16 protein-coding genes and 1 pseudogene are annotated in these 18198 nt (G+C 56.8%); 7 read left to right on the forward strand and 10 right to left on the reverse strand.

Features of this window, described 5'->3' with window-relative positions; translation table 11 throughout:
- Positions 1-127: 127 nt before the first annotated feature.
- A pseudogene (locus GVK32_RS25445) lies at positions 128-280 on the forward strand (putative quinol monooxygenase); the annotation flags it as partial.
- A gap of 217 nt (positions 281-497) precedes the next feature.
- Here the strand turns inward: GVK32_RS25445 and GVK32_RS25450 are convergent.
- Positions 498-1769, reverse strand: a complete 1272-nt coding sequence (locus tag GVK32_RS25450) for a YeaH/YhbH family protein (RefSeq protein ID WP_159873421.1) — start codon at positions 1767-1769, stop codon at positions 498-500.
- A 159-nt stretch (positions 1770-1928) separates the two neighbouring features.
- A complete protein-coding gene (yeaG, locus tag GVK32_RS25455; protein WP_041145102.1) occupies positions 1929-3863 on the reverse strand; it encodes a protein kinase YeaG in 1935 nt (644 codons plus the stop codon).
- A gap of 428 nt (positions 3864-4291) precedes the next feature.
- Between yeaG and GVK32_RS25460 the strand changes: the two genes are divergently transcribed.
- From GVK32_RS25460 to GVK32_RS25470, 3 genes are all read left to right on the forward strand, one after another.
- On the forward strand, positions 4292-5038 hold the full coding sequence (locus GVK32_RS25460) for a MipA/OmpV family protein (protein ID WP_159873419.1): 747 nt from the start codon (positions 4292-4294) through the stop codon (positions 5036-5038).
- 92 nt (positions 5039-5130) lie between these two features.
- Positions 5131-5985, forward strand: a complete 855-nt coding sequence (locus tag GVK32_RS25465; protein ID WP_159873417.1) for an aldo/keto reductase — start codon at positions 5131-5133, stop codon at positions 5983-5985.
- A 98-nt stretch (positions 5986-6083) separates the two neighbouring features.
- Complete coding sequence (locus GVK32_RS25470; RefSeq protein WP_159873415.1) at positions 6084-7541, forward strand: DASS family sodium-coupled anion symporter; 1458 nt, start codon at positions 6084-6086, stop codon at positions 7539-7541.
- A gap of 75 nt (positions 7542-7616) precedes the next feature.
- Here the strand turns inward: GVK32_RS25470 and GVK32_RS25475 are convergent, their stop codons facing one another.
- On the reverse strand, positions 7617-8501 hold the full coding sequence (locus GVK32_RS25475) for a D-hexose-6-phosphate mutarotase (protein WP_159873413.1): 885 nt from the start codon (positions 8499-8501) through the stop codon (positions 7617-7619).
- Between the two features lie 87 nt (positions 8502-8588).
- Positions 8589-9584 carry a glyceraldehyde-3-phosphate dehydrogenase gene (gene gapA, locus GVK32_RS25480; RefSeq protein ID WP_045855008.1) on the reverse strand — a complete coding sequence of 332 codons (996 nt, stop codon included), beginning with the start codon at positions 9582-9584 and terminating at the stop codon, positions 8589-8591.
- Between the two features lie 339 nt (positions 9585-9923).
- Here gapA and msrB point away from each other — a divergent pair, with 339 nt between their 5' ends.
- Together msrB and GVK32_RS25490 are read left to right on the forward strand one after the other, a co-directional pair.
- Positions 9924-10337: a peptide-methionine (R)-S-oxide reductase MsrB gene (gene msrB / locus GVK32_RS25485; protein WP_041145108.1), complete on the forward strand. Its 414-nt coding sequence runs from the start codon at positions 9924-9926 to the stop codon at positions 10335-10337.
- Between the two features lie 44 nt (positions 10338-10381).
- A complete protein-coding gene (locus GVK32_RS25490) occupies positions 10382-10657 on the forward strand; it encodes a YeaC family protein (protein ID WP_045855010.1) in 276 nt (91 codons plus the stop codon).
- Positions 10658-10728: 71 nt separating this feature from the next.
- Here GVK32_RS25490 and yajD read toward each other — a convergent pair whose 3' ends face one another.
- The 5 genes from yajD to sppA form a co-directional block, all read right to left on the reverse strand.
- The gene (yajD, locus tag GVK32_RS25495; protein WP_045855011.1) at positions 10729-11073 is read right to left on the reverse strand and encodes an HNH nuclease YajD; all 345 of its coding nucleotides are present in this window, start codon (positions 11071-11073) and stop codon (positions 10729-10731) included.
- A gap of 137 nt (positions 11074-11210) precedes the next feature.
- Positions 11211-12464 carry a glycoside hydrolase family 18 protein gene (locus GVK32_RS25500; protein WP_159873411.1) on the reverse strand — a complete coding sequence of 418 codons (1254 nt, stop codon included), beginning with the start codon at positions 12462-12464 and terminating at the stop codon, positions 11211-11213.
- 170 nt (positions 12465-12634) lie between these two features.
- Complete coding sequence (gene pncA, locus GVK32_RS25505; RefSeq protein WP_159873409.1) at positions 12635-13276, reverse strand: bifunctional nicotinamidase/pyrazinamidase; 642 nt, start codon at positions 13274-13276, stop codon at positions 12635-12637.
- A 10-nt stretch (positions 13277-13286) separates the two neighbouring features.
- The gene (ansA, locus tag GVK32_RS25510; protein WP_159873407.1) at positions 13287-14303 is read right to left on the reverse strand and encodes an asparaginase; all 1017 of its coding nucleotides are present in this window, start codon (positions 14301-14303) and stop codon (positions 13287-13289) included.
- A 515-nt stretch (positions 14304-14818) separates the two neighbouring features.
- Positions 14819-16672: a signal peptide peptidase SppA gene (gene sppA, locus GVK32_RS25515; protein WP_159873405.1), complete on the reverse strand. Its 1854-nt coding sequence runs from the start codon at positions 16670-16672 to the stop codon at positions 14819-14821.
- A 165-nt stretch (positions 16673-16837) separates the two neighbouring features.
- Between sppA and GVK32_RS25520 the strand changes: the two genes are divergently transcribed.
- Positions 16838-17389, forward strand: coding sequence for an NAD(P)H nitroreductase (locus GVK32_RS25520; RefSeq protein ID WP_159873403.1), 552 nt, complete (start codon positions 16838-16840; stop codon positions 17387-17389).
- A gap of 45 nt (positions 17390-17434) precedes the next feature.
- On the opposite strand, the gene phoC is transcribed toward GVK32_RS25520, so the two are convergent.
- Positions 17435-18181, reverse strand: a complete 747-nt coding sequence (phoC, locus tag GVK32_RS25525) for an acid phosphatase PhoC (protein ID WP_159873401.1) — start codon at positions 18179-18181, stop codon at positions 17435-17437.
- Positions 18182-18198 lie beyond the last annotated feature (17 nt).

Consider the following 18198-nt stretch of genomic DNA (forward strand, 5'->3'; position numbering starts at 1 on the left):
TCGGGCTGAGTCCATGTCGGTAAACTTCATCTGAATCACATCGGGGCAATGGACTGTGACGGTAGCCATGAAAACACCTCAAATAACGGCAGGATATCATAAGATCCAACCATTCAGAGCCATTACCATTTTTATCGAGGAGTGGCCAGACCATGCGGCCCTCGACGCCCACTGCGCCAGCGAGCATTTCAGACGGCTGGTCCCGTTGATCGACCGGCACAAGCGGGAAAACGCCCGATATATCCTGATGGACGGCCGGATAAACCCGGTGGACGAGTAGCGCCGGCCCTGTATTGCTCAGGCGGCCCGCAGTGGCGTTGGTACTATCCTTCCGGCGATGATAATCGCGGCGCAGGCGAGACCTGATATTGGCTCGGCTGAGTGAGGCAAGCGCGGAGGGGGGCGGGATGGTGAAACGGCAACGAACCGCTGCGGAGGAGAGAAAATCAGCCAGAAAATAACATTAACTGGCTGATTTTTTATGAGAAATAACAGATTTACGCATCCTGCTTATGGAACAGCTCGCGGAACACCGGGTAGATATCTTCCTGGTCGCGTATATGCTGCATGGCGAAGTTTTCAAAGGTCGTCTGCAGGTGTTCATATTCACGCCATAGCGTCTGGTGGGCGCGACGGGTTATCTCAATGTAGCTGTAGTAGCGCACCACCGGCAGGATGTTCTTCGCCAGCAGCTCGTGACACAGCGGCGAGTCGTCCGCCCAGTTATCGCCGTCCGACGCCTGCGCGGCGTAGATATTCCACTGCGACGGGTCGTAGCGCGCTTTAACCACCTCATCCATCAGCTTCAGCGCGCTGGAGACGATGGTGCCGCCGGTTTCCTGCGAATAGAAAAACTCGTGTTCATCCACCTCTTTTGCCTGGGTATGGTGGCGGATATAGACCACCTCGACGTTTTTATAGGTCCGGCTGAGGAACAGATACAGCAGGATGTAAAAACGTTTGGCCATATCTTTGGTGACCTGATCCATGGAGCCGGAAACGTCCATCAGGCAGAACATCACCGCCTGGCTGGAGGGTTCGGGCCGTTTTTCGTAATTCTTATAGCGCAGATCGAAGGTATCGATAAACGGCACGCGGTCAATCTTCGCCCGCAGCTCGGCTATCTCCTGGCGCAGCCGCTCCTCTTCCAGCAGCTGCGCAGGCTCGCTTTTGGTAATGATGTCCAGATCCGCTTCCAGCGCGCGCAGCTCGCGGCGCTTGCCGGCGGTCATGGCGGTACGTCGCGCCAGCGAGTTTTGCAGCGAACGCACCACGCTGATGTTCGCCGGGACGCCGTTAGCGGTAAAGCCCGCCCGGTGCGTTTTGAACTCGGTAAGCTGCCGCTGCTGGTTTTTCTTCAGATTCGGCAGGGCGAGATCTTCAAACAGCAGGTCGAGATACTCGTCTTTGGATATCTGGAAGACAAAGCCATCTTCGCCTTCGCCGTCGGCGCTGGCTTGCCCCTGGCCGCTACCGCCGCCGCCTCCGCCGCCCTGCGGGCGTTCAATACGGTCGTTTTGCACAAAATGGTCGTTGCCGGGATGCACGCGATTGCGCAGGCCGCCGCGACCCTGATGAAACATCGGTTCGTTGATATCATCCGTCGGAATAGAGACGGATTCCCCGCTCTCAATATCGGTCACCGAGCGCTTGTTGATAGCCTCGGAGATCGACTGTTTTATCTGCGCCTTGTAGCGACGCAAAAAGCGCTGGCGGTTCACCGCGCTTTTATTCTTTCCGTTCAGGCGCCGGTCTATAAACCAGGTCATATGCCCCCCGTACTGCATTTGCCAACCATACACGTCATACTTCAAGCCGCATTTGCGTTGCTTACCCCGGACGCTTACCTGAGTAAACGTCCGGGGCTCCCTGCAACTCGAATTGCTGGTCTCTCTGTCTTACCCCGCTGCGAGCGGGCTTGCCGTACGTCAGGACGATTTACGTACCCGCAAATACCATTCGCACAGCAGACGTACCTGCTTACGGGTGTAGCCTTTCTCCATCATCCGGTCGACGAAGTCGTCGTGCTTTTTCTGCTCGTCGGTAGAGGTTTTGGCGTTGAACGAAATAACCGGCAGCAGCTCTTCGGTATTGGAGAACATTTTCTTCTCAATAACCGTGCGCAGTTTTTCGTAGCTGGTCCAGTTCGGGTTGCGTCCGCTGTTATTTGCTCTGGCGCGCAGCACGAAGTTGACTATCTCGTTACGGAAGTCTTTCGGGTTGCTGATCCCCGCCGGTTTTTCAATTTTTTCCAGCTCCGCATTCAGCGATTCGCGGTCAAACAGCTGGCCGGTATCCGGATCGCGGTACTCCTGATCCTGAATCCAGAAATCCGCATAGGTGACGTAACGGTCAAAAATGTTCTGCCCGTATTCGGAGTAGGATTCGAGATAGGCGGTCTGGATCTCTTTGCCGATAAACTCGGCGTATTTCGGGATCAGGTAGCCTTTGAGGAACTCGAGGTAGCGCTCCGACTGCTCCTGCGGGAACTGCTCGCGCTCAATTTGCTGCTCGAGGACGTAGAACAGATGCACCGGGTTAGCGGCAACCTCGGCGTGATCGAAGTTAAATACCCGCGACAGTATTTTAAAGGCGAAGCGGGTGGAGAGACCGTTCATGCCTTCATCGACGCCGGCATAGTCGCGATACTCCTGGTAGGATTTCGCTTTCGGGTCGGTATCTTTCAGGCTCTCACCGTCATAGACGCGCATTTTGGAGTAAATGCTCGAGTTTTCCGGCTCTTTCAGGCGCGACAGAATCGAGAAGCGCGACAGCGTTTCAAGGGTGCCTGGGGCGCAAGGTGCGTGGGTCAGTTCGCTGTTGTTGAGCAGTTTTTCATAGATACGCATCTCTTCGGAAATGCGCAGGCAATAAGGCACCTTGACGATATAGACGCGGTCGAGGAAGGCCTCGTTGTTTTTGTTATTACGGAAGGTCACCCACTCGGATTCGTTCGAGTGCGCGAGGATAATCCCGTTAAACGGCAGGGCGGAGATCCCTTCTGTGCCGTTATAGTTGCCTTCCTGGGTAGCGGTCAGCAGCGGATGCAGCACCTTAATCGGCGCTTTGAACATCTCGACGAATTCCATAATCCCCTGGTTAGCGCGGCACAGGGCGCCGGAGTAGCCGTAGGCATCCGGATCGTTCTGCGCATAATGCTCGAGCTTGCGAATATCAACCTTACCGACCAGGGCCGAGATATCCTGGTTGTTCTCATCGCCGGGTTCGGTTTTGGCGATGGCAACCTGCTCCAGAATCGACGGCCACACCTTGATGACGCGGAATTTGGTGATATCGCCGCCAAACTCATGCAGGCGCTTGGCCGCCCACGGCGACATGATGGTGCCGAGATAGCGGGTCGGTACGCCATATTCCTTATCGAGGATCTGCGCATCTTCCTGCGGATTAAACAGGCACAGCGGATGGTCGTTCACCGGGCTGCGCTCGCCGTTGGCGCTCAGCACGTAAACCGGTACGCGCTGCATTAATGATTTCAGGCGCTCGGCAAGGGATGATTTACCGCCGCCCACCGGCCCCAGCAGATACAGAATCTGTTTCTTCTCTTCCAGACCTTGTGCGGCATGCTTCAGGTAAGAAACGATCTGCTCAATGGCATCTTCCATACCGTAAAACTCTTCAAATGCCGGATAGCGTGCGACAACCCGGTTTGAAAAGAGACGGGACAGCCTTGGCTCCAGGGCCGTATCGACCATTGCGGGTTCACCAATGGCCATCAGTAGCCTTTCTGCCGCGTTGGCATAAGCACTGCGATCTTGCCGGCAGATGGTAAGAAACTCCTGCAGTGTGAACTCTTCGTCCTTGGCAGCTTCATAACGCTGGCGATAGTGATCGAATATATTCATGGCATGCCGTCCTTTCGTATTTAGCACAAGTTGAGAGCGTTCATATGAATAGTGGGTGCTCCCGGAAGAGGTAAGCAGAGCGCGACGTCTACTGATTCTCCAGCAACCCTTATGCCAGGTTGTCGACGAGATTAAGATAACGCGCCGTGCAATGACGCCTTCTAAATTAAAGCGTAGATGCATTTAGAAAACTTGCATGCAGCGAAAAATCAATTTCAATGACATATCAATAACTCATCCCAAAAAGGGCCGCTATTTCGCACGTCTTGCCGGGGCCTTCATCCTGTTGTCATGAAGCTGCGGGTCCGGGCTCGCGTATTGACGAGAGAGTGAGTCATTTTTTGTAATGACGGGTAAAGAATTTGAGGCATGGGGCCTACGACGTTAAACTGCCTGCGCGGATTATTTGACAAACGGGAATATGGATTGTGAAGAAGATCAAATCTCTGGCACCAGGCGTGTGTCTTTTGGCCTGTGTCTCAGCAGCGCACGCCGACGGGAAGTTAACGCTGGGGGCCGGCGTGGGTATCGTCGAAAGCCCGTATAAGCAATATGACGTTGACGTTTACCCGGTGCCGGCTATCAGCTATGAGAGCGATAACTTTTGGTTCCGCGGCTTAGGCGGCGGTTACTATTTATGGAATGACGAGACCGATAAGCTGTCGGTTACCGCCTACTGGTCGCCGATGTACTTTAAGCCCGGCGATAGCGACAGCGAGCAGCTGCGCAGGCTGGATCGGCGTAAATCGACGATGATGGCCGGGCTCTCCTACGTGCACAATACCCAGTATGGCTTCCTGCGTACGGTGCTGGCCGGCGACACGCTGGACAAAAGCAACGGCATTACCTGGGATATGGCCTGGCTCTACCGCTACACCAACGGCAACCTGACCTTAACGCCGGGTATCGGTATGGAGTGGAGCAGCGACAACCAGAACGAATACTACTACGGCGTCTCTAAGCGTGAATCCGAGCGCAGCGGCCTGCGCAGCTACGACCCGGATAGCAGCTGGAACCCGTATCTCGAACTGTCGGCCAACTATCGCTTCCTCGGCGACTGGAGCGTGTACGGCGTGGCGCGCTACACCCGTCTGTCCGACGAAATCACCGACAGTCCGATGGTGGACAAATCCTGGAGCGGTCTGATTTCTACCGGGATCACCTACACTTTCTGATTGTGCATCTTTATAGAGATATCTGTGCATCAAAACAGGGCGTTACGCCCTGTTTTGCATTACGGTGGTGCATCAACTGACGGGAGGTAGCAATGAGCGTAACAATGGGCCGTTTCGGCGACCAGCAGGCGGTTCCCGCCATCGGACAGGGAACCTGGTATATGGGGCAAAGCAGCGCGCATCGTTCACAGGAAGCGGCTGCACTGCGAGCGGGCGTTGAGCTCGGGTTGACGGTTATCGATACCGCCGAAATGTATGCCGACGGCGGGGCGGAAGAGGTGGTGGGCGAGGCGATTCGCGGCCTGCGGGACCGAGTAACGCTGGTGTCCAAAGTCTATCCGTGGCACGCCGGCGGGCACAAAATGCGCGAGGCCTGTGAAGCCAGCCTGCGTCGCCTGAAGAGTGATTATCTCGATCTCTACCTGCTGCACTGGCCGGGAGAGTTCCCGCTGGCCGAAACCGTCGAGGCGATGGAGGCGCTGGTTGCCCAGGGCAAAATTCGCCGTTGGGGCGTCTCCAACTTCGATACCGACGATATGCAGGCGCTGTGGCAGGTGCCCGGCGGCAGACGCTGTGCGACCAACCAGGTGCTGTACCATCTGGCATCGCGCGGCATTGAATACGATCTGCTGCCGTGGTGTCAGCAGCAGCAGCTGCCGGTGATGGCCTACAGCCCGCTGGCCCAGGCCGGTCGCCTGCGCGATGGTCTCATGAATCATCCCGCTCTCAACGGCCTGGCACGGGAAAAGGGCGTCACGGTCGCGCAGCTCCTGCTGGCGTGGATCATCAGCCACAAAGGGGTGATGGCGATCCCAAAAGCCGGGAGTATTGCCCACGTCAAAGAGAACGCGGCCGCGCTCGAAGTGGTGCTCGATGAGAACGATATCGTGGTGATGGAAAAGGCCTTTCCGGCGCCGGGGCGCAAAACGCCCTTAGATATGGTGTAAGGGGGCTGATTTTGTAACGGTATCTACGTGATTCGTTGATGGATGTCAATGCTCAGCCGTGCTTCTCCTCCTAAAGATAAAAGAAAAAGGAGAATCACATGACTGAACCTAACCAACCCCTGGACGTAAAGCTGGCTTTTCCCCTCTGGAAAGCCGTCCTGACAATCCTGTTCGGCGCACTTATCTGGTTTACCCCTCCCCCCGATGGGTTAGCCATTCACGCATGGCAAATGTTTGCTATTTTTACCGCAACGATCTTTGCCATCATCCTGAAGGTGATGCCGATGGGGGCGGTGACGATGATCGCGCTGATCGTCTCCGCATTTTTGGGGGTAACGCCTCTCTCGCCGGGTAAAAGCGATAAGGTCGCGGCGCTATCCGGCTTTGCCAACGGTACGATCTGGTTGATTGGTATCGCGATGTTTATCTCCCGGGCGGTGATTAAGACCGGGCTGGGCAAGCGGGTAGCGCTGTGGTTTATTGCCAAATGCGGTTCAAGCATGCTGGGCGTTGCCTATGGTCTGGCCCTCTCTGACGTGGTCCTCGGGCCGGGCATCCCCTCGGCATCGGCGAGGGGTGGCGGCATTATGTATCCGATCACGCAGTCCATTGCTACCGCCTACCAGTCGGAGCCCGGCGCGACGGCCAGAAAAGCCGGCGCCTTTTTAATGCTCTGCGTTTCTCAGATTGACGCCATCGTCTGTACGATGTTTTTAACGGCGATGGCGGGTAACCCGCTGATCGCCGAACTGGCGAGAAGCCAGGGCATTGAAATCACCTGGACGACCTGGTTTGTCGGTGCGATCGTGCCGGGGATCGCCTCGCTAATCCTGCTGCCGCTGGTGCTGTACGCTATTTATCCGCCGCAGCTGAAGAAAACGCCGGAAATCCCGGCGATCGCCAGAGAAGAGCTGCGCAAAATGGGGCCGATGTCGCTGGCGGAAAAAATCCTCGCGCTTGATTTTGTCCTGCTGATCCTGCTCTGGACGGTGGGCGACATTTTCTTTGCCATTCCCGCGACCCTTTCCGCGTTTATTGGGCTGATGGTGCTGCTGGTCAGCAATATCATGTCGTGGAAAAATATCATCGAAGAAAAAACGGCCTGGGACACCATGTTCTGGTTTGCCGTGCTGGTGATGATGGCCAACGCGCTCAATAAATACGGCATGATTAGCTGGATATCTGAGCGAATTGTCGGCTACGTCGGCCACTTTGCCTGGATAACGGTGTTTTTACTGCTGGTGCTGGTCTATTTCTATACCCGCTATTTCTTCGCGTCGGCGATGGCGCATATTTCCGCGATGTATCTGGCGTTTCTGGCCGTTGCCGTTTCCGTCGGCGTACCGCCGCTGTTCGCCGCCCTGGTGCTGGGCTATACCTCTAACCTGTCGATGGGCCTGACGCAGTACTCTGGCGGCCCGGGGCCCGCTCTTTTTGGCTCCGGCTATAACACCGCGGGTCAGTGGTGGGGCGTCAGTTTCGCGGTGTCGGTGGCGTCTATTCTCATCTGGCTGGTGCTGGGAGGCGCGTGGATGAAGCTGGTGGGGTTCTGGTAACGCGACAGCGTCGCCGGTGTCATCGGTAAAAAAACAGGGCGATTGCGCCCTGTTTTCGATCCTGCGTCTGCGGTTTTAGCGCCGAGTGACGCGAATAGTCTGCGCCAGGCGAGACGGCTTCTCTTCGCTGGCTTTCTGCGGCTCGGTGACGCAGCAGGTTTCGACGCAAACGAAGGTTTTGTAGCCGTCATCCGGCATATCGCCCATGCTCACGGAAAGCGCCGGGCCCGGGTTCCAGCCCACCACGTTGCTGTTATGGTGATGAATAACGTCAATGCTGCGGTTCAGCGCGCCGTCGTGGATAACGCTGCAGGCATCCGCGTTGAGGTAGACGCGGTCGGTGCGATCCGGGAAGGTCTCTTCGCCGTTGCTCAGCACGCCTTCCTGGGCGTTGTTCACCTTATCGATATAGCGATCGCCGAGGCCGCTGACCTTCACCGCTGCGATATCCCCAACGTTGAAGTAGCTGTGCAGGGCGGAGGTGGTTTCAAATTCGCCGTGCGCTTCCAGTTCGATTTCGCAGGTTTTACCCAGCTTGAAGCGCGCGTACAGCGTGAATTCGTGCGGCCAGTACTGACGGGTCTCATCGCTGCTTTTCAGTTCGAAGGTCAGCATCACGCCGCTCTCATCTTCATCATGGCCCTTCAGCGTCCACGGCAGATTACGGGCGAAACCGTGGGAGGGAAGGCCCTGCTGTGACGACGGACCAAACCACGGCCAGCAGACGGGCACGCCGCCGCGCAGCGCGACGCCGGTTTTAAACGGCGTGTTGCCGCTCAGCCACAGCACCTCTTCTTCTCCGGCGGGTTTCCAGGAGAGCAGGTGCGCGCCCTGGTAAGCGACGGAGGCTTTAACCTGCGGATGGTCAACGACAATCAGCTCGAGGTCGTCAAGCTGGCGGCGGGAGAGGGCAGGGGTAACTTGTTCAATAACCGGGAGAGCAAAAATTTTGTTAATCATGGTGCAATCCTTGGTGTGCAGGTACTGAGTTAAGCCATAAAAAAAGGCGACCGAAGTCGCCTTTTTGGATCAGGTTCTCATCTCAACTTATTTGGAGATGTGAGCGATCAGGTCCAGAACTTTGTTGGAGTAACCCGTTTCGTTGTCGTACCAGGAAACCAGTTTCACGAAGTTGTCGTTCAGTGCGATACCCGCTTTAGCATCGAACACGGAAGTGCAAACTTCGCCGTTGAAATCGGTAGATACAACGTCGTCTTCGGTGTAGCCCAGAACGCCTTTCATTGCGCCTTCGGAAGCAGCTTTGATTGCTTTCTTAATTTCTTCATAAGAAGCAGCTTTTTCCAGACGAACGGTCAGGTCCACAACGGATACGTTCGGAGTAGGAACGCGGAACGCCATACCGGTCAGTTTGCCATTCAGTTCTGGCAGTACTTTACCTACTGCTTTAGCAGCACCGGTAGAGGACGGGATGATGTTCTGGGATGCGCCGCGGCCGCCGCGCCAGTCTTTGTGAGACGGGCCATCAACGGTTTTCTGAGTTGCGGTGGTCGCGTGAACGGTGGTCATCAGCGCTTCGACGATGCCGAAGTTGTCGTTGATAACTTTAGCCAGCGGTGCCAGGCAGTTAGTGGTGCAGGATGCGTTAGAAACGATGTCCTGGCCTTCGTATTTGTCAAAGTTAGCGCCTTTAACAAACATCGGAGTGTTGTCTTTGGACGGGCCAGTCAGAACGACTTTTTTCGCGCCAGCAGTGATGTGTTTACGAGCGGTTTCGTCAGTCAGGAACAGACCAGTTGCTTCAGCAACGATGTCAACGCCTACTTCGTCCCACTTCAGGTTAGCCGGATCGCGTTCAGCGGTAACACGGATTTTTTTACCGTTAACGACCAGATGACCGTCTTTCACTTCAACGGTACCGTTGAAACGGCCGTGAGTGGAGTCATACTTCAGCATGTAAGCCATGTAGTCAGCGTCTAACAGGTCGTTGATTGCAACGATCTCGATGTCAGAACGTTCTTGAGCAGCACGGAAAACAATGCGACCGATACGGCCAAAACCGTTGATACCTACTTTGATAGTCATATATTCCACCAGCTATTTGTTAGTGAATAAAAGGTTGCCTGTAAAATTACAAAAACCTTACGCAGCGTCAAGCGGAATCGTGTCAATCATTGCGACAAATCAATCCTGAGTACACCTTTGCGCGATCGATTTGCCTCACTCTCCCTTTGAGCCCAATTCCATATGGGGACTACGCGCGGAATTTTAAAGGTCATTAAAGATAAAAATGTGATTCGCATCACAATTATCTAGCTGCCCATCGGCATCGAATAAGTTTAGAACAAAAGTCCACGCTTCATTGTTAATGTTTTGTTAGAATCGAGCGGTTAAAGTTGTCCTTTCACAGCGAGAAGCATGCACATGTCGAATAAACCCTCCTCGGACGAGCTCAAAAAAGAGTTGAGCGAGATGCAGTTTTACGTGACGCAGAATCACGGCACCGAGCCGCCGTTCACCGGCCGACTGCTCCACAATAAGCGAGATGGCGTCTACCACTGCCTGGTGTGCGACGCGGCGCTGTTTCACTCGCAAACCAAGTACGATTCAGGCTGCGGCTGGCCGAGCTTTTTTGAGCCGGTGAGCGACGAGGCCATTCGCTACCTGAATGATTACTCCCACGGTATGCAGCGCACGGAAATTCGCTGCGGCAAATGCGATGCTCACCTTGGGCACGTCTTCCCGGATGGTCCGCAGCCGACCGGCGAGCGTTTTTGCGTAAATTCGGCGTCGTTAAGCTTCAACGACGATGATAACGGCGAGCAGATCAAGGGTTAGAGAAACGATTCAGCAAATTATTCCAATGCGGAGTTGAGCGGACGATGGATATCGAGCAAATTATCGACAGTATGACCCCGGAAGTTTATCAGCGTCTGGCCACGGCGGTGGAGCTGGGAAAATGGCCGGATGGAGTGGCGTTAACCCCGGAACAGAAAGAGAACAGCCTGCAGCTGGTGATGCTTTGGCAGGCGCGACACAACGTCCAGGCCCAGCACATGACGATTGATACCAACGGGCAGATGGTGATGAAGAGCAAGCAGCAGCTGAAGGTGGAGTTCGGCATTACGCCAGAACCTATTGTGACGTTTAAATCCTGAGCGGCTCGCGCGGGGATGCTTACGCAGGCCCGGCGGGTTTTGCCGCCGGGCGCTGAAGTTTTACAAACCGGTTACTTCTTGTTCATCATCGCTTTAAGATCGGCAAACGGGTTATATTTCGCCTCGCCGACGCTTTTTTGCGCGTCTTCGCCCGCCACCACCGTTGAACCATACTGATCGGCTTCCGTGTACTTGGAGTGCTCGTGGTCGTGACAGTACAGGCACAGCATCTCCCAGTTACTGCCATCTTCCGGGTTGTTGCTGTGATCGTGATCGATATGGTGCACCGTCAGCTCACGCAGGTTCGAATAGACAAATTCACGGGAACAGCGTCCGCAGACCCACGGGAAGAGCTTTAGCGCCTTTTCGCGATAGCCGACTTCCAGACGGGCGTAGTTTTTGGGGATAAAAGCCATAAAGCCCCATGCCTCCTGTAGCAAATGAAAAGCTGCGCCAAAACCTGGCGCAGCCGATTGCGACAATCATAACCTATCCCAGGACGCGACACACCTCATCTCCTCCAGGGCGCTGAGGGACCGTAACGGCCCGTAGGCTAGTGCTTAATCCCTAACGACTCTGCCAGCTGCTTAGCCAGCTGATTTTGCTCATCGGCGCCGTACTCCCAGAACATCGCCCCTGCCAGCCCCTTACTCTTGATATAGTCGGCTTTGAGGGCCACGGAGCGCGGGTTTTCGTAGGAGAGCGCAAACAGCGGCTTGCCGTCCGCCGACTGCACCGACAGCCACGGCACCTTCGCCTGGTCATCCCAGTGCTCGCTAAAGCGCTTTTGCGGATCGTTAAGCAGCTTCGCGACGATATCGTTGTACTTCACGTAGGTATCTTTGCTCAGATCGAAGCCCAGGGATTTGAACAGCGCGATCTGCTCGCTGCCAAAGTACGGCTGGGTTACGGGGTTTTTCTGCGCATCGGGTTTGCTCCAGTCGATACCCGGCTCAACCGCCCGTTTTGGCACCCGGCCATAGAAACCAATGCCGAGGTTCATCTGGCTCGGCTTTAAACCGGCGGCAAGATAGTTATTAACCACAAAATCGGCGCTGTACTTATCCGCTGCCGCCACCGTCGGCCAGCGCGTTGAATCGTACAGATTCGAGTTGAAGTACTGGGTGCCGTAGGCCATGTCGTAGGTCATCAGGTTGATGTAATCCAGCAGCGGGGCGATAGCTTTGACATCGACCCAGCTTTTGGGGCTTTCGGCGTTGGCACCCACGGCGATGGTCACCAGCTTTTTATGACCAAATGCGCCACGCAGCTCCTTCAGCAGGGCGGTGAAGTTGTCGCGATCGGCAGGCAGGCTGGCGACCAGTCCCCACGCGCCGTTGACCGGATACTCCCAGTCGAGGTCGATACCGTCGAGGCCATACTGCGCGACGATCTCCTGCGCCGAGCGGATAAAGGTCGCGCGGCTCTCCTCGCTGGCCGCCGCGCCGGAAAAGCCGCGCGCGCCCCAGCCGCCAACGGAGAGCAGAACCTTCAGCTCCGGGTTCTGCTGGCGCAGGGCGGGGATTTTGCGTAAATCAGCCTGCACTTTTGGCGACAGCCAAATCTGATGCAGGCGGGCAGGGTCTTTTAACGCCGCGTTGGTCTCATCCTTTTCGTCGTTGTAGACCAGGCCAAAGGAGTAGTTGAGGTGGGTAATCTGGCGCACGTCCAGCTTATCGATATCGCCGCCTGGACCGGCGGTCACGTCGCCGCCGCCGTTAAAGTAGCCGACGGACATCAGGGCTTGAGCTGAGACCGCAGAAGCGCAAAGCAGGGGTAATGCTGCCAGCAAAGGCAAAAGTTTCATGGACGATCCTCTTTGACATTAAAAAAGCAAACACGCCAACGGAATGGTGTGGCGAAAAAATAGCCCGCCCACACTATCAGCAATAGCCTGTTGAATCTGCGAGTTAGCTCAATGAATCGCGCAGAGGAAGCGCAAGGGAGTGGCCCGAAGCGGCGGCTTCGGGCGGGGGGTCATGCCTGGGTTTCCAGCCAGTCGCTGAGGGTATACAGCGTCGCGCCCGCCGCCGACATTTCCATAAACGCGTGTGCGCTGTCCTGTGGCTGAATATTGACGCCGCGACAGCCGTCGGTAATCACGTTAACGCGATATCCGAGGTTGAGCGCATCGAGCACCGTAAACTGGACGCAGTAGTCGGTCGCCAGACCCAGCACGATAAGCTCGGCGATCCCGCGGGCGCGCAGCCAGTCGTCAAGCTGGGTTTTGTGGCGATGGCCGTTGTCGAAAAAGGCGCTATAGCTATCAATCGCCGGGTTTTCGCCCTTGTGGAACACGGCGGCAATATCCTGCTGCTTAAGCAGCGGATGCAGCTCTGCGCCGGCGCTGTGCTGCACGCAGTGATCCGGCCAGAAGGTCTGCGCCAGCCCGTCGAGCTCACCCTGCGAGTAGGGCTCGGCCTGATGCTGGCTGGCGAAGCTGCCGTGGTTTGCCGGATGCCAGTCCTGGCTGGCGACCACGATTTCGCCGCGCGCCAGGCTCCAGTCGATCAGCCGGTTGGCGACATCAACGGTGCTATCGCCCTGCGGAACGGCGAGCGCGCCGCCCGCGCAAAAATCATTTTGTAAATCAACAAGCAGCAGTGCTCGATTGGTCATCATCAGCTCCTTACTCATCGGGAGTCAGCTCGCCGCGCAGGTTTTCCTGCATCAGGCGGCGAATGGCCTCAACGTTCAGATTCTGGCTCAGCAGGTAGTGCAGCTTGGTCAGCGTCGCCTCGACGGTCATATCGAAACCGCCGATCACGCCCGCCTGGGCGAGGGCGTTGCCGGTGGCATAGCCGCCCATGTTAACTTTGCCGGACATACACTGCGTCAGATTAATTACCACAATCCCGCGCTGGCTGGCCTCCGTCAGAACCTGAATAAACTCGCCGTTCTGCGGGGCGTTACCGACGCCGTAAGAGCGCAGGATCAGCGCCTTCACCGGCTGGCGGAGAAAATTGCGCACCACGTCGGCGGAGATACCCGGGTAAATCGTCACCACGCCGATCGGCTGCGGCGTAATCGGATGTACGATCAGCTCGCCCACGCCGTGCGGTGCCGGCGGCGTCCCGAGGCGACGGATATGGATCCCGGCCTCCAGCAGCGGCGCCAGATTCGGCGAAGCAAAGGCGTTGAAGCCGTCGGCATGGGCTTTGGTGGTGCGGTTGCCGCGATACAGGCAGTTGTTGAAAAACAGCGCCACTTCGTTAATCGGATAGTTCGCGGCAACGTACAGCGCGTTCAGCAGATTGATCTGCCCGTCGGAGCGCAGCTCGGCTAGCGGGATTTGTGACCCTGTCACAATTACCGGCTTGCCCAGATTCTCCAGCATGAACGACAGCGCCGAGGCGGTAAACGCCATGGTGTCGGTGCCGTGGAGGATCACGAAACCATCGTACTCATCATAGCGGGCGCGGATGTCTTCCGCGATATGCTGCCAGTCCTCTGGCGTCATGTCGGACGAATCCATCAGCGGGGAATATTCGTGAATGGTAAAGTCCGGCATCTCCGGACGGTGGAACTCAGGCATCAGCGCGAGCTGACGCTGCAGGTGGCCGGAAACGGGGATATAGCCGTGTTCGGAGCGCTGCATACCGATGGTCCCACCGGTGTAGGCAACGTAAATCGATTTCTTTTGCATAGCATCGCTTAGGTTGTACGTAGACAGGCGCAGTATAAAGTGGTCGCGAAAAAAATACAGCGTCTATACCCGTCATACTTCGAGCTGCAGATGCGTTGGCGGCGCTTGCTCACCCCGGTCACATAGTGGCCTATGCTCCCGGGGATTCGCTCACTTGCCGCCTTTCTGCAACTCGAATTATTTAGGGTATATCCGTTATTCGGGTTACAGATGTGCTGGCTGCGTATGCTCACCTCAGTCACATAGTGGCCTGTGCTCCCGGGGATTCGCTCACTTGCCGCCTTTCTGCAATTCGAATTATTTAGGGTATACCCGTAATGGCAAAGGGAGAGATGCGTTGGCGGCGTGGCTCACCCCGGTCACATAGTGGCCTGTGCTCTCGGGGATTCGGCCACTTGCCGCCATCTTGCAGCCGGAATTATTTAGGGTATACCCGTTATAGCATGGTGACAGATGTGTCGGCTGGAGTGGCAAACCCCGGCCTGTGGCCGGGGTTTGCTGTCGAACGGGGAGGGCTAGCGGATATTGGCGCAGGTTAAGCAGAAGGCGTAGCGGTTCTGCGGATCGTTAAACGCCGCCAACTTATCGCTTTCGGCTTTCACCGCATTGGCGGCCGCCGCGACGGGCGCGGGCAGCCAGGCCTGCAGCGCCGTCGGCAGAGAGGCGCGAACGGAACCGGTCAGGCTATCAACCACCATTGAGAAGAAGGTCGGATCTTCCTGGTAGTAGTCGATGTGCCACTGCTTCAGCTTCGCCAGTTCTGCGGCTTTCGCCACCGCGTCATCGAAGTCCCCGAGGCTATCCACCAGGCCGTTGGCTTTGGCATCTTCACCGGTCCAGACGTGGCCCTGGGCAATCTGGTCAACTTTCTCCGGCGTACTCTTACGCGCGTTAGCCACCAGGGTAATAAAGCGCTTATAGCCGTTCTCAATGCTCATCTGCATCATCTGCTGTACTTCTGGCGGCAATGATTTGGTGGTGGAGACATCCGCTAGCGGCGACGTTGATACGCCGTCGGTATGCACGCCGATAGAGCCGAGAGTGTTTTCAACGGTATTGATCACGCCAAAGATGCCGATTGAACCGGTGAGGGTGCTCGGGTTCGCCACGATGTAATCCGCAGGGGTAGAAATCCAGTAGCCGCCGGAGGCCGCCATGCCGCCCATGGAAACCACCACCGGTTTGCCAGCTGCTTTCGCCGCCGCCAGCTCTTCGCGGATCACCTCCGAAGCGCTGACGCTGCCGCCGGGACTGTTAACCCGCAGCACAATGGCTTTCACCTTCGGATCGAGGCGCGCATCGCGGATCTGGGCCGCGGTGGTATCGCCGCCGACGTTGCCCGGCGTTTCTTCGCCGTCCATGATCGCGCCGTTCGCGAAGATAACCGCGATCGCGGCGCCCTGGTCGGAAGGCGTCTTAACGCTGTAATCGTAATAGCTGATGGCGCGATAGTTGTTATCCGCCTTGCTCCAGCCAAACTGTTTGGTCAGCGCCTTTTCGATGTCGGTGGAGGTAGCCAGCTCGTCAACCAGCTTGCTGTCCAGGGCGTATTTCGCCGTATCGCCATCGACCTTACGCAGGCCGTCGAGCACGCCCTGAGCGCCGGGGAAGAGCTGCTGGGCGGTGATCTGCCGGTTGGCAGCGATGGTATTGAGATAGTTCTGCCACAGTTCGCCTATCCAGCGGCCGTCGGCTTCACGGGCGGCCGGGGACATATCGTCGCGGATAAACGGCTCTACCGCTGATTTGTAGGTGCCGACGCGGAAAACGTGGGTTGAGACCTTCAGCTTATCGAGCAGCGATTTGTAGTACAGGCCGTTAGTGGCAAAACCGTGCAGATCAACTTCGCCCTGCGGCGAGAGCCAAATTTTATTGGCGAAGCTTGCCAGATAGTACTGCCCCTGGCTGTAGCTGCTGCCGACGGCGTAGACCGGCTTGCCGCTATCGCGGAATTCGCGCAGCGCTTTACCGATGTACTGCATCGACGGCTGGTCACCGCCGGCAAAATTTTTCAGATCCAGCACAATACCGGTGATATTACGGTCGTCTTTGGCCTGACGGATGGTTTGTACGATATCAAACAGCGAGTTTTCCTGCAGGCGATCGGAGCTGGCGCCAAACAGCTGGCGGCCAATCACCCCGAGCTTGCTGCTGGCCGAAGGTTTGTCGACCACCACGCCGGTGATATCCATCAGCAGCGCGCCGCGGGCGGCATGCTCCGTAGTGGTGGTGCTGAACTGCGCCCAGATGCCGAAGCAAACCAGCACCAGCAGCAGGAAAACCAGGTTCAGCGCGAGCTGACGAATAAAATTAAGTACTCGCCACGTCCATTTAAAAAATCCGGCGATCAGTCGCCAAAGGGTTCGCATGTATTCTCCCTAACATTATCAAAAGTGGGCTAACCGCAGGGGCTGCCGCGTCTGGCTATCCTAAAGAGACCATCGGCGCTTGTCAGCAGGAATCACCCGTCGGGCTGTAACAAAATTCGTGTGCATGTTAATTTTATGAAAAATAACCTCACAGGAGTCACATAGATGGATGCTCTCGATCTACTGATTAACCGCCGCAGCGCCTCGCGCCTGGCTGAACCGGCCCCGGCCGGCGAACAGCTGGAAAATATCCTCCGCGCCGGCCTACGCGCCCCGGATCACGGGACCTTACAGCCGTGGCGGTTCTTTATTATTGCCGATGAAGGGCGCGAGCGCTTCAGCCAGCTGTTGGAAAAAGGCGCCATTGCGGCCGGACAGGATGAAAAGGGCGTCGAGAAGGCGCGTAGCGCGCCATTCCGGGCGCCACTGATTATTACCGTGGTTGCCCGCTGCGAGGATCACCCCAAGGTGCCTAAGTGGGAGCAGGAGATGTCGGCGGGCTGCGCGGTGATGGCGATGCAGATGGCCGCGGTCGCTCAGGGATTCAACGGTATCTGGCGCAGCGGAGCGTTAACTGAAAGCGCCATCGTGCGTGAAGGCTTTGCCTGCCGAGAGCAGGATAAGATTGTCGGTTTCCTCTATCTGGGGACGCCGCAGCTGAAGGCATCAACCAGCATCGCTCTGGCCGACACCGCGCCGTTCGTCGTGCGTTTCTGAGCATGAATTGCCCGGCAGGCGCCTGCCGCCGGGCTGCTTCAGGCGCTACTTCTGCTGTTTAGCAAACTCATCTTTCGCTTTCTGCAACTGCTGCTGGAAAGCCGGGTTGGTATGCAGCGTTGCGACGACCGCCGAGCCGACAATGCGTGCAGCGTCGACGTCACTTTGCCAGTGATAGCCGCAGATGACCCGGCTCTCGCCGAGCTCGTAGCCGCGCTTGAGAATTTCGTTCTGCCGCTGCGGGTTAACTTCCGCCAGCACCAGCGCCGTGGCCCAGCCGATAGAGGTATGGCCGGAAGGATAGGAGCCGTTCTTCGACAGTTTATCCTGCTCGGTGGTGTTGCAGGTGGCGACGCCGTAAAATGCGAACGGACGAATGCGCATGTACTTCTCTTTTGCCCCGCGGGTCGCCAGGTCGCCGGCATCTTCAATCATATTGGTCAGCAGCTTGTGCAGCGCCGGCGCGTCTTTTTCGGTGATCGGCGAGCCGAATGCGCCGGAGAAGGCGTTCGCCACGCCGCCTGCGCTCAGGTTTGCGTCCTCTGCCGCCAGCTTACCGCGCTCGGTGGCCCGCAGCAGACGTCCTTTCTCATACATCGCCTGATCGTTTAAAAAGGCGATGCTGCCCACTTCCGGCGGCGGCGGCAGGAGCGCCAGGCTATCGATGGCCTGAGCATTTTTCAGGTAGTAGAGGTCAGGTTTAGTCGTGGCATCGTTACCCGTTGGCGCCAGAGCAAAAGCGTTAACGGAGAAGAGGCCTGCCAGGCAAAGGGCGAGAACGCGCTTTTTCATCAAAATTTCCTTTCGTT

Source organism: Klebsiella sp. 18074, from assembly GCF_902705905.1.
GTDB lineage: Bacteria > Pseudomonadota > Gammaproteobacteria > Enterobacterales > Enterobacteriaceae > Klebsiella > Klebsiella terrigena.

What these genes read in the sequence shown, in the direction of transcription:
- phoC (WP_159873401.1), bottom strand. Translation starts at nt 18,181, where the DNA reads ATGAAAAAGCGCGTTCTCGCCCTTTGCCTGGCAGGCCTCTTCTCCGTT.
- GVK32_RS25450 (WP_159873421.1), bottom strand. Translation starts at nt 1,769, where the DNA reads ATGACCTGGTTTATAGACCGGCGCCTGAACGGAAAGAATAAAAGCGCG.
- pncA (WP_159873409.1), bottom strand. Translation starts at nt 13,276, where the DNA reads ATGACCAATCGAGCACTGCTGCTTGTTGATTTACAAAATGATTTTTGC.
- GVK32_RS25475 (WP_159873413.1), bottom strand. Translation starts at nt 8,501, where the DNA reads ATGATTAACAAAATTTTTGCTCTCCCGGTTATTGAACAAGTTACCCCT.
- sppA (WP_159873405.1), bottom strand. Translation starts at nt 16,672, where the DNA reads ATGCGAACCCTTTGGCGACTGATCGCCGGATTTTTTAAATGGACGTGG.
- yeaG (WP_041145102.1), bottom strand. Translation starts at nt 3,863, where the DNA reads ATGAATATATTCGATCACTATCGCCAGCGTTATGAAGCTGCCAAGGAC.
- gapA (WP_045855008.1), bottom strand. Translation starts at nt 9,584, where the DNA reads ATGACTATCAAAGTAGGTATCAACGGTTTTGGCCGTATCGGTCGCATT.
- GVK32_RS25520 (WP_159873403.1), top strand. Translation starts at nt 16,838, where the DNA reads ATGGATGCTCTCGATCTACTGATTAACCGCCGCAGCGCCTCGCGCCTG.
- GVK32_RS25465 (WP_159873417.1), top strand. Translation starts at nt 5,131, where the DNA reads ATGAGCGTAACAATGGGCCGTTTCGGCGACCAGCAGGCGGTTCCCGCC.
- GVK32_RS25500 (WP_159873411.1), bottom strand. Translation starts at nt 12,464, where the DNA reads ATGAAACTTTTGCCTTTGCTGGCAGCATTACCCCTGCTTTGCGCTTCT.
- msrB (WP_041145108.1), top strand. Translation starts at nt 9,924, where the DNA reads ATGTCGAATAAACCCTCCTCGGACGAGCTCAAAAAAGAGTTGAGCGAG.
- GVK32_RS25470 (WP_159873415.1), top strand. Translation starts at nt 6,084, where the DNA reads ATGACTGAACCTAACCAACCCCTGGACGTAAAGCTGGCTTTTCCCCTC.
- yajD (WP_045855011.1), bottom strand. Translation starts at nt 11,073, where the DNA reads ATGGCTTTTATCCCCAAAAACTACGCCCGTCTGGAAGTCGGCTATCGC.
- GVK32_RS25490 (WP_045855010.1), top strand. Translation starts at nt 10,382, where the DNA reads ATGGATATCGAGCAAATTATCGACAGTATGACCCCGGAAGTTTATCAG.
- ansA (WP_159873407.1), bottom strand. Translation starts at nt 14,303, where the DNA reads ATGCAAAAGAAATCGATTTACGTTGCCTACACCGGTGGGACCATCGGT.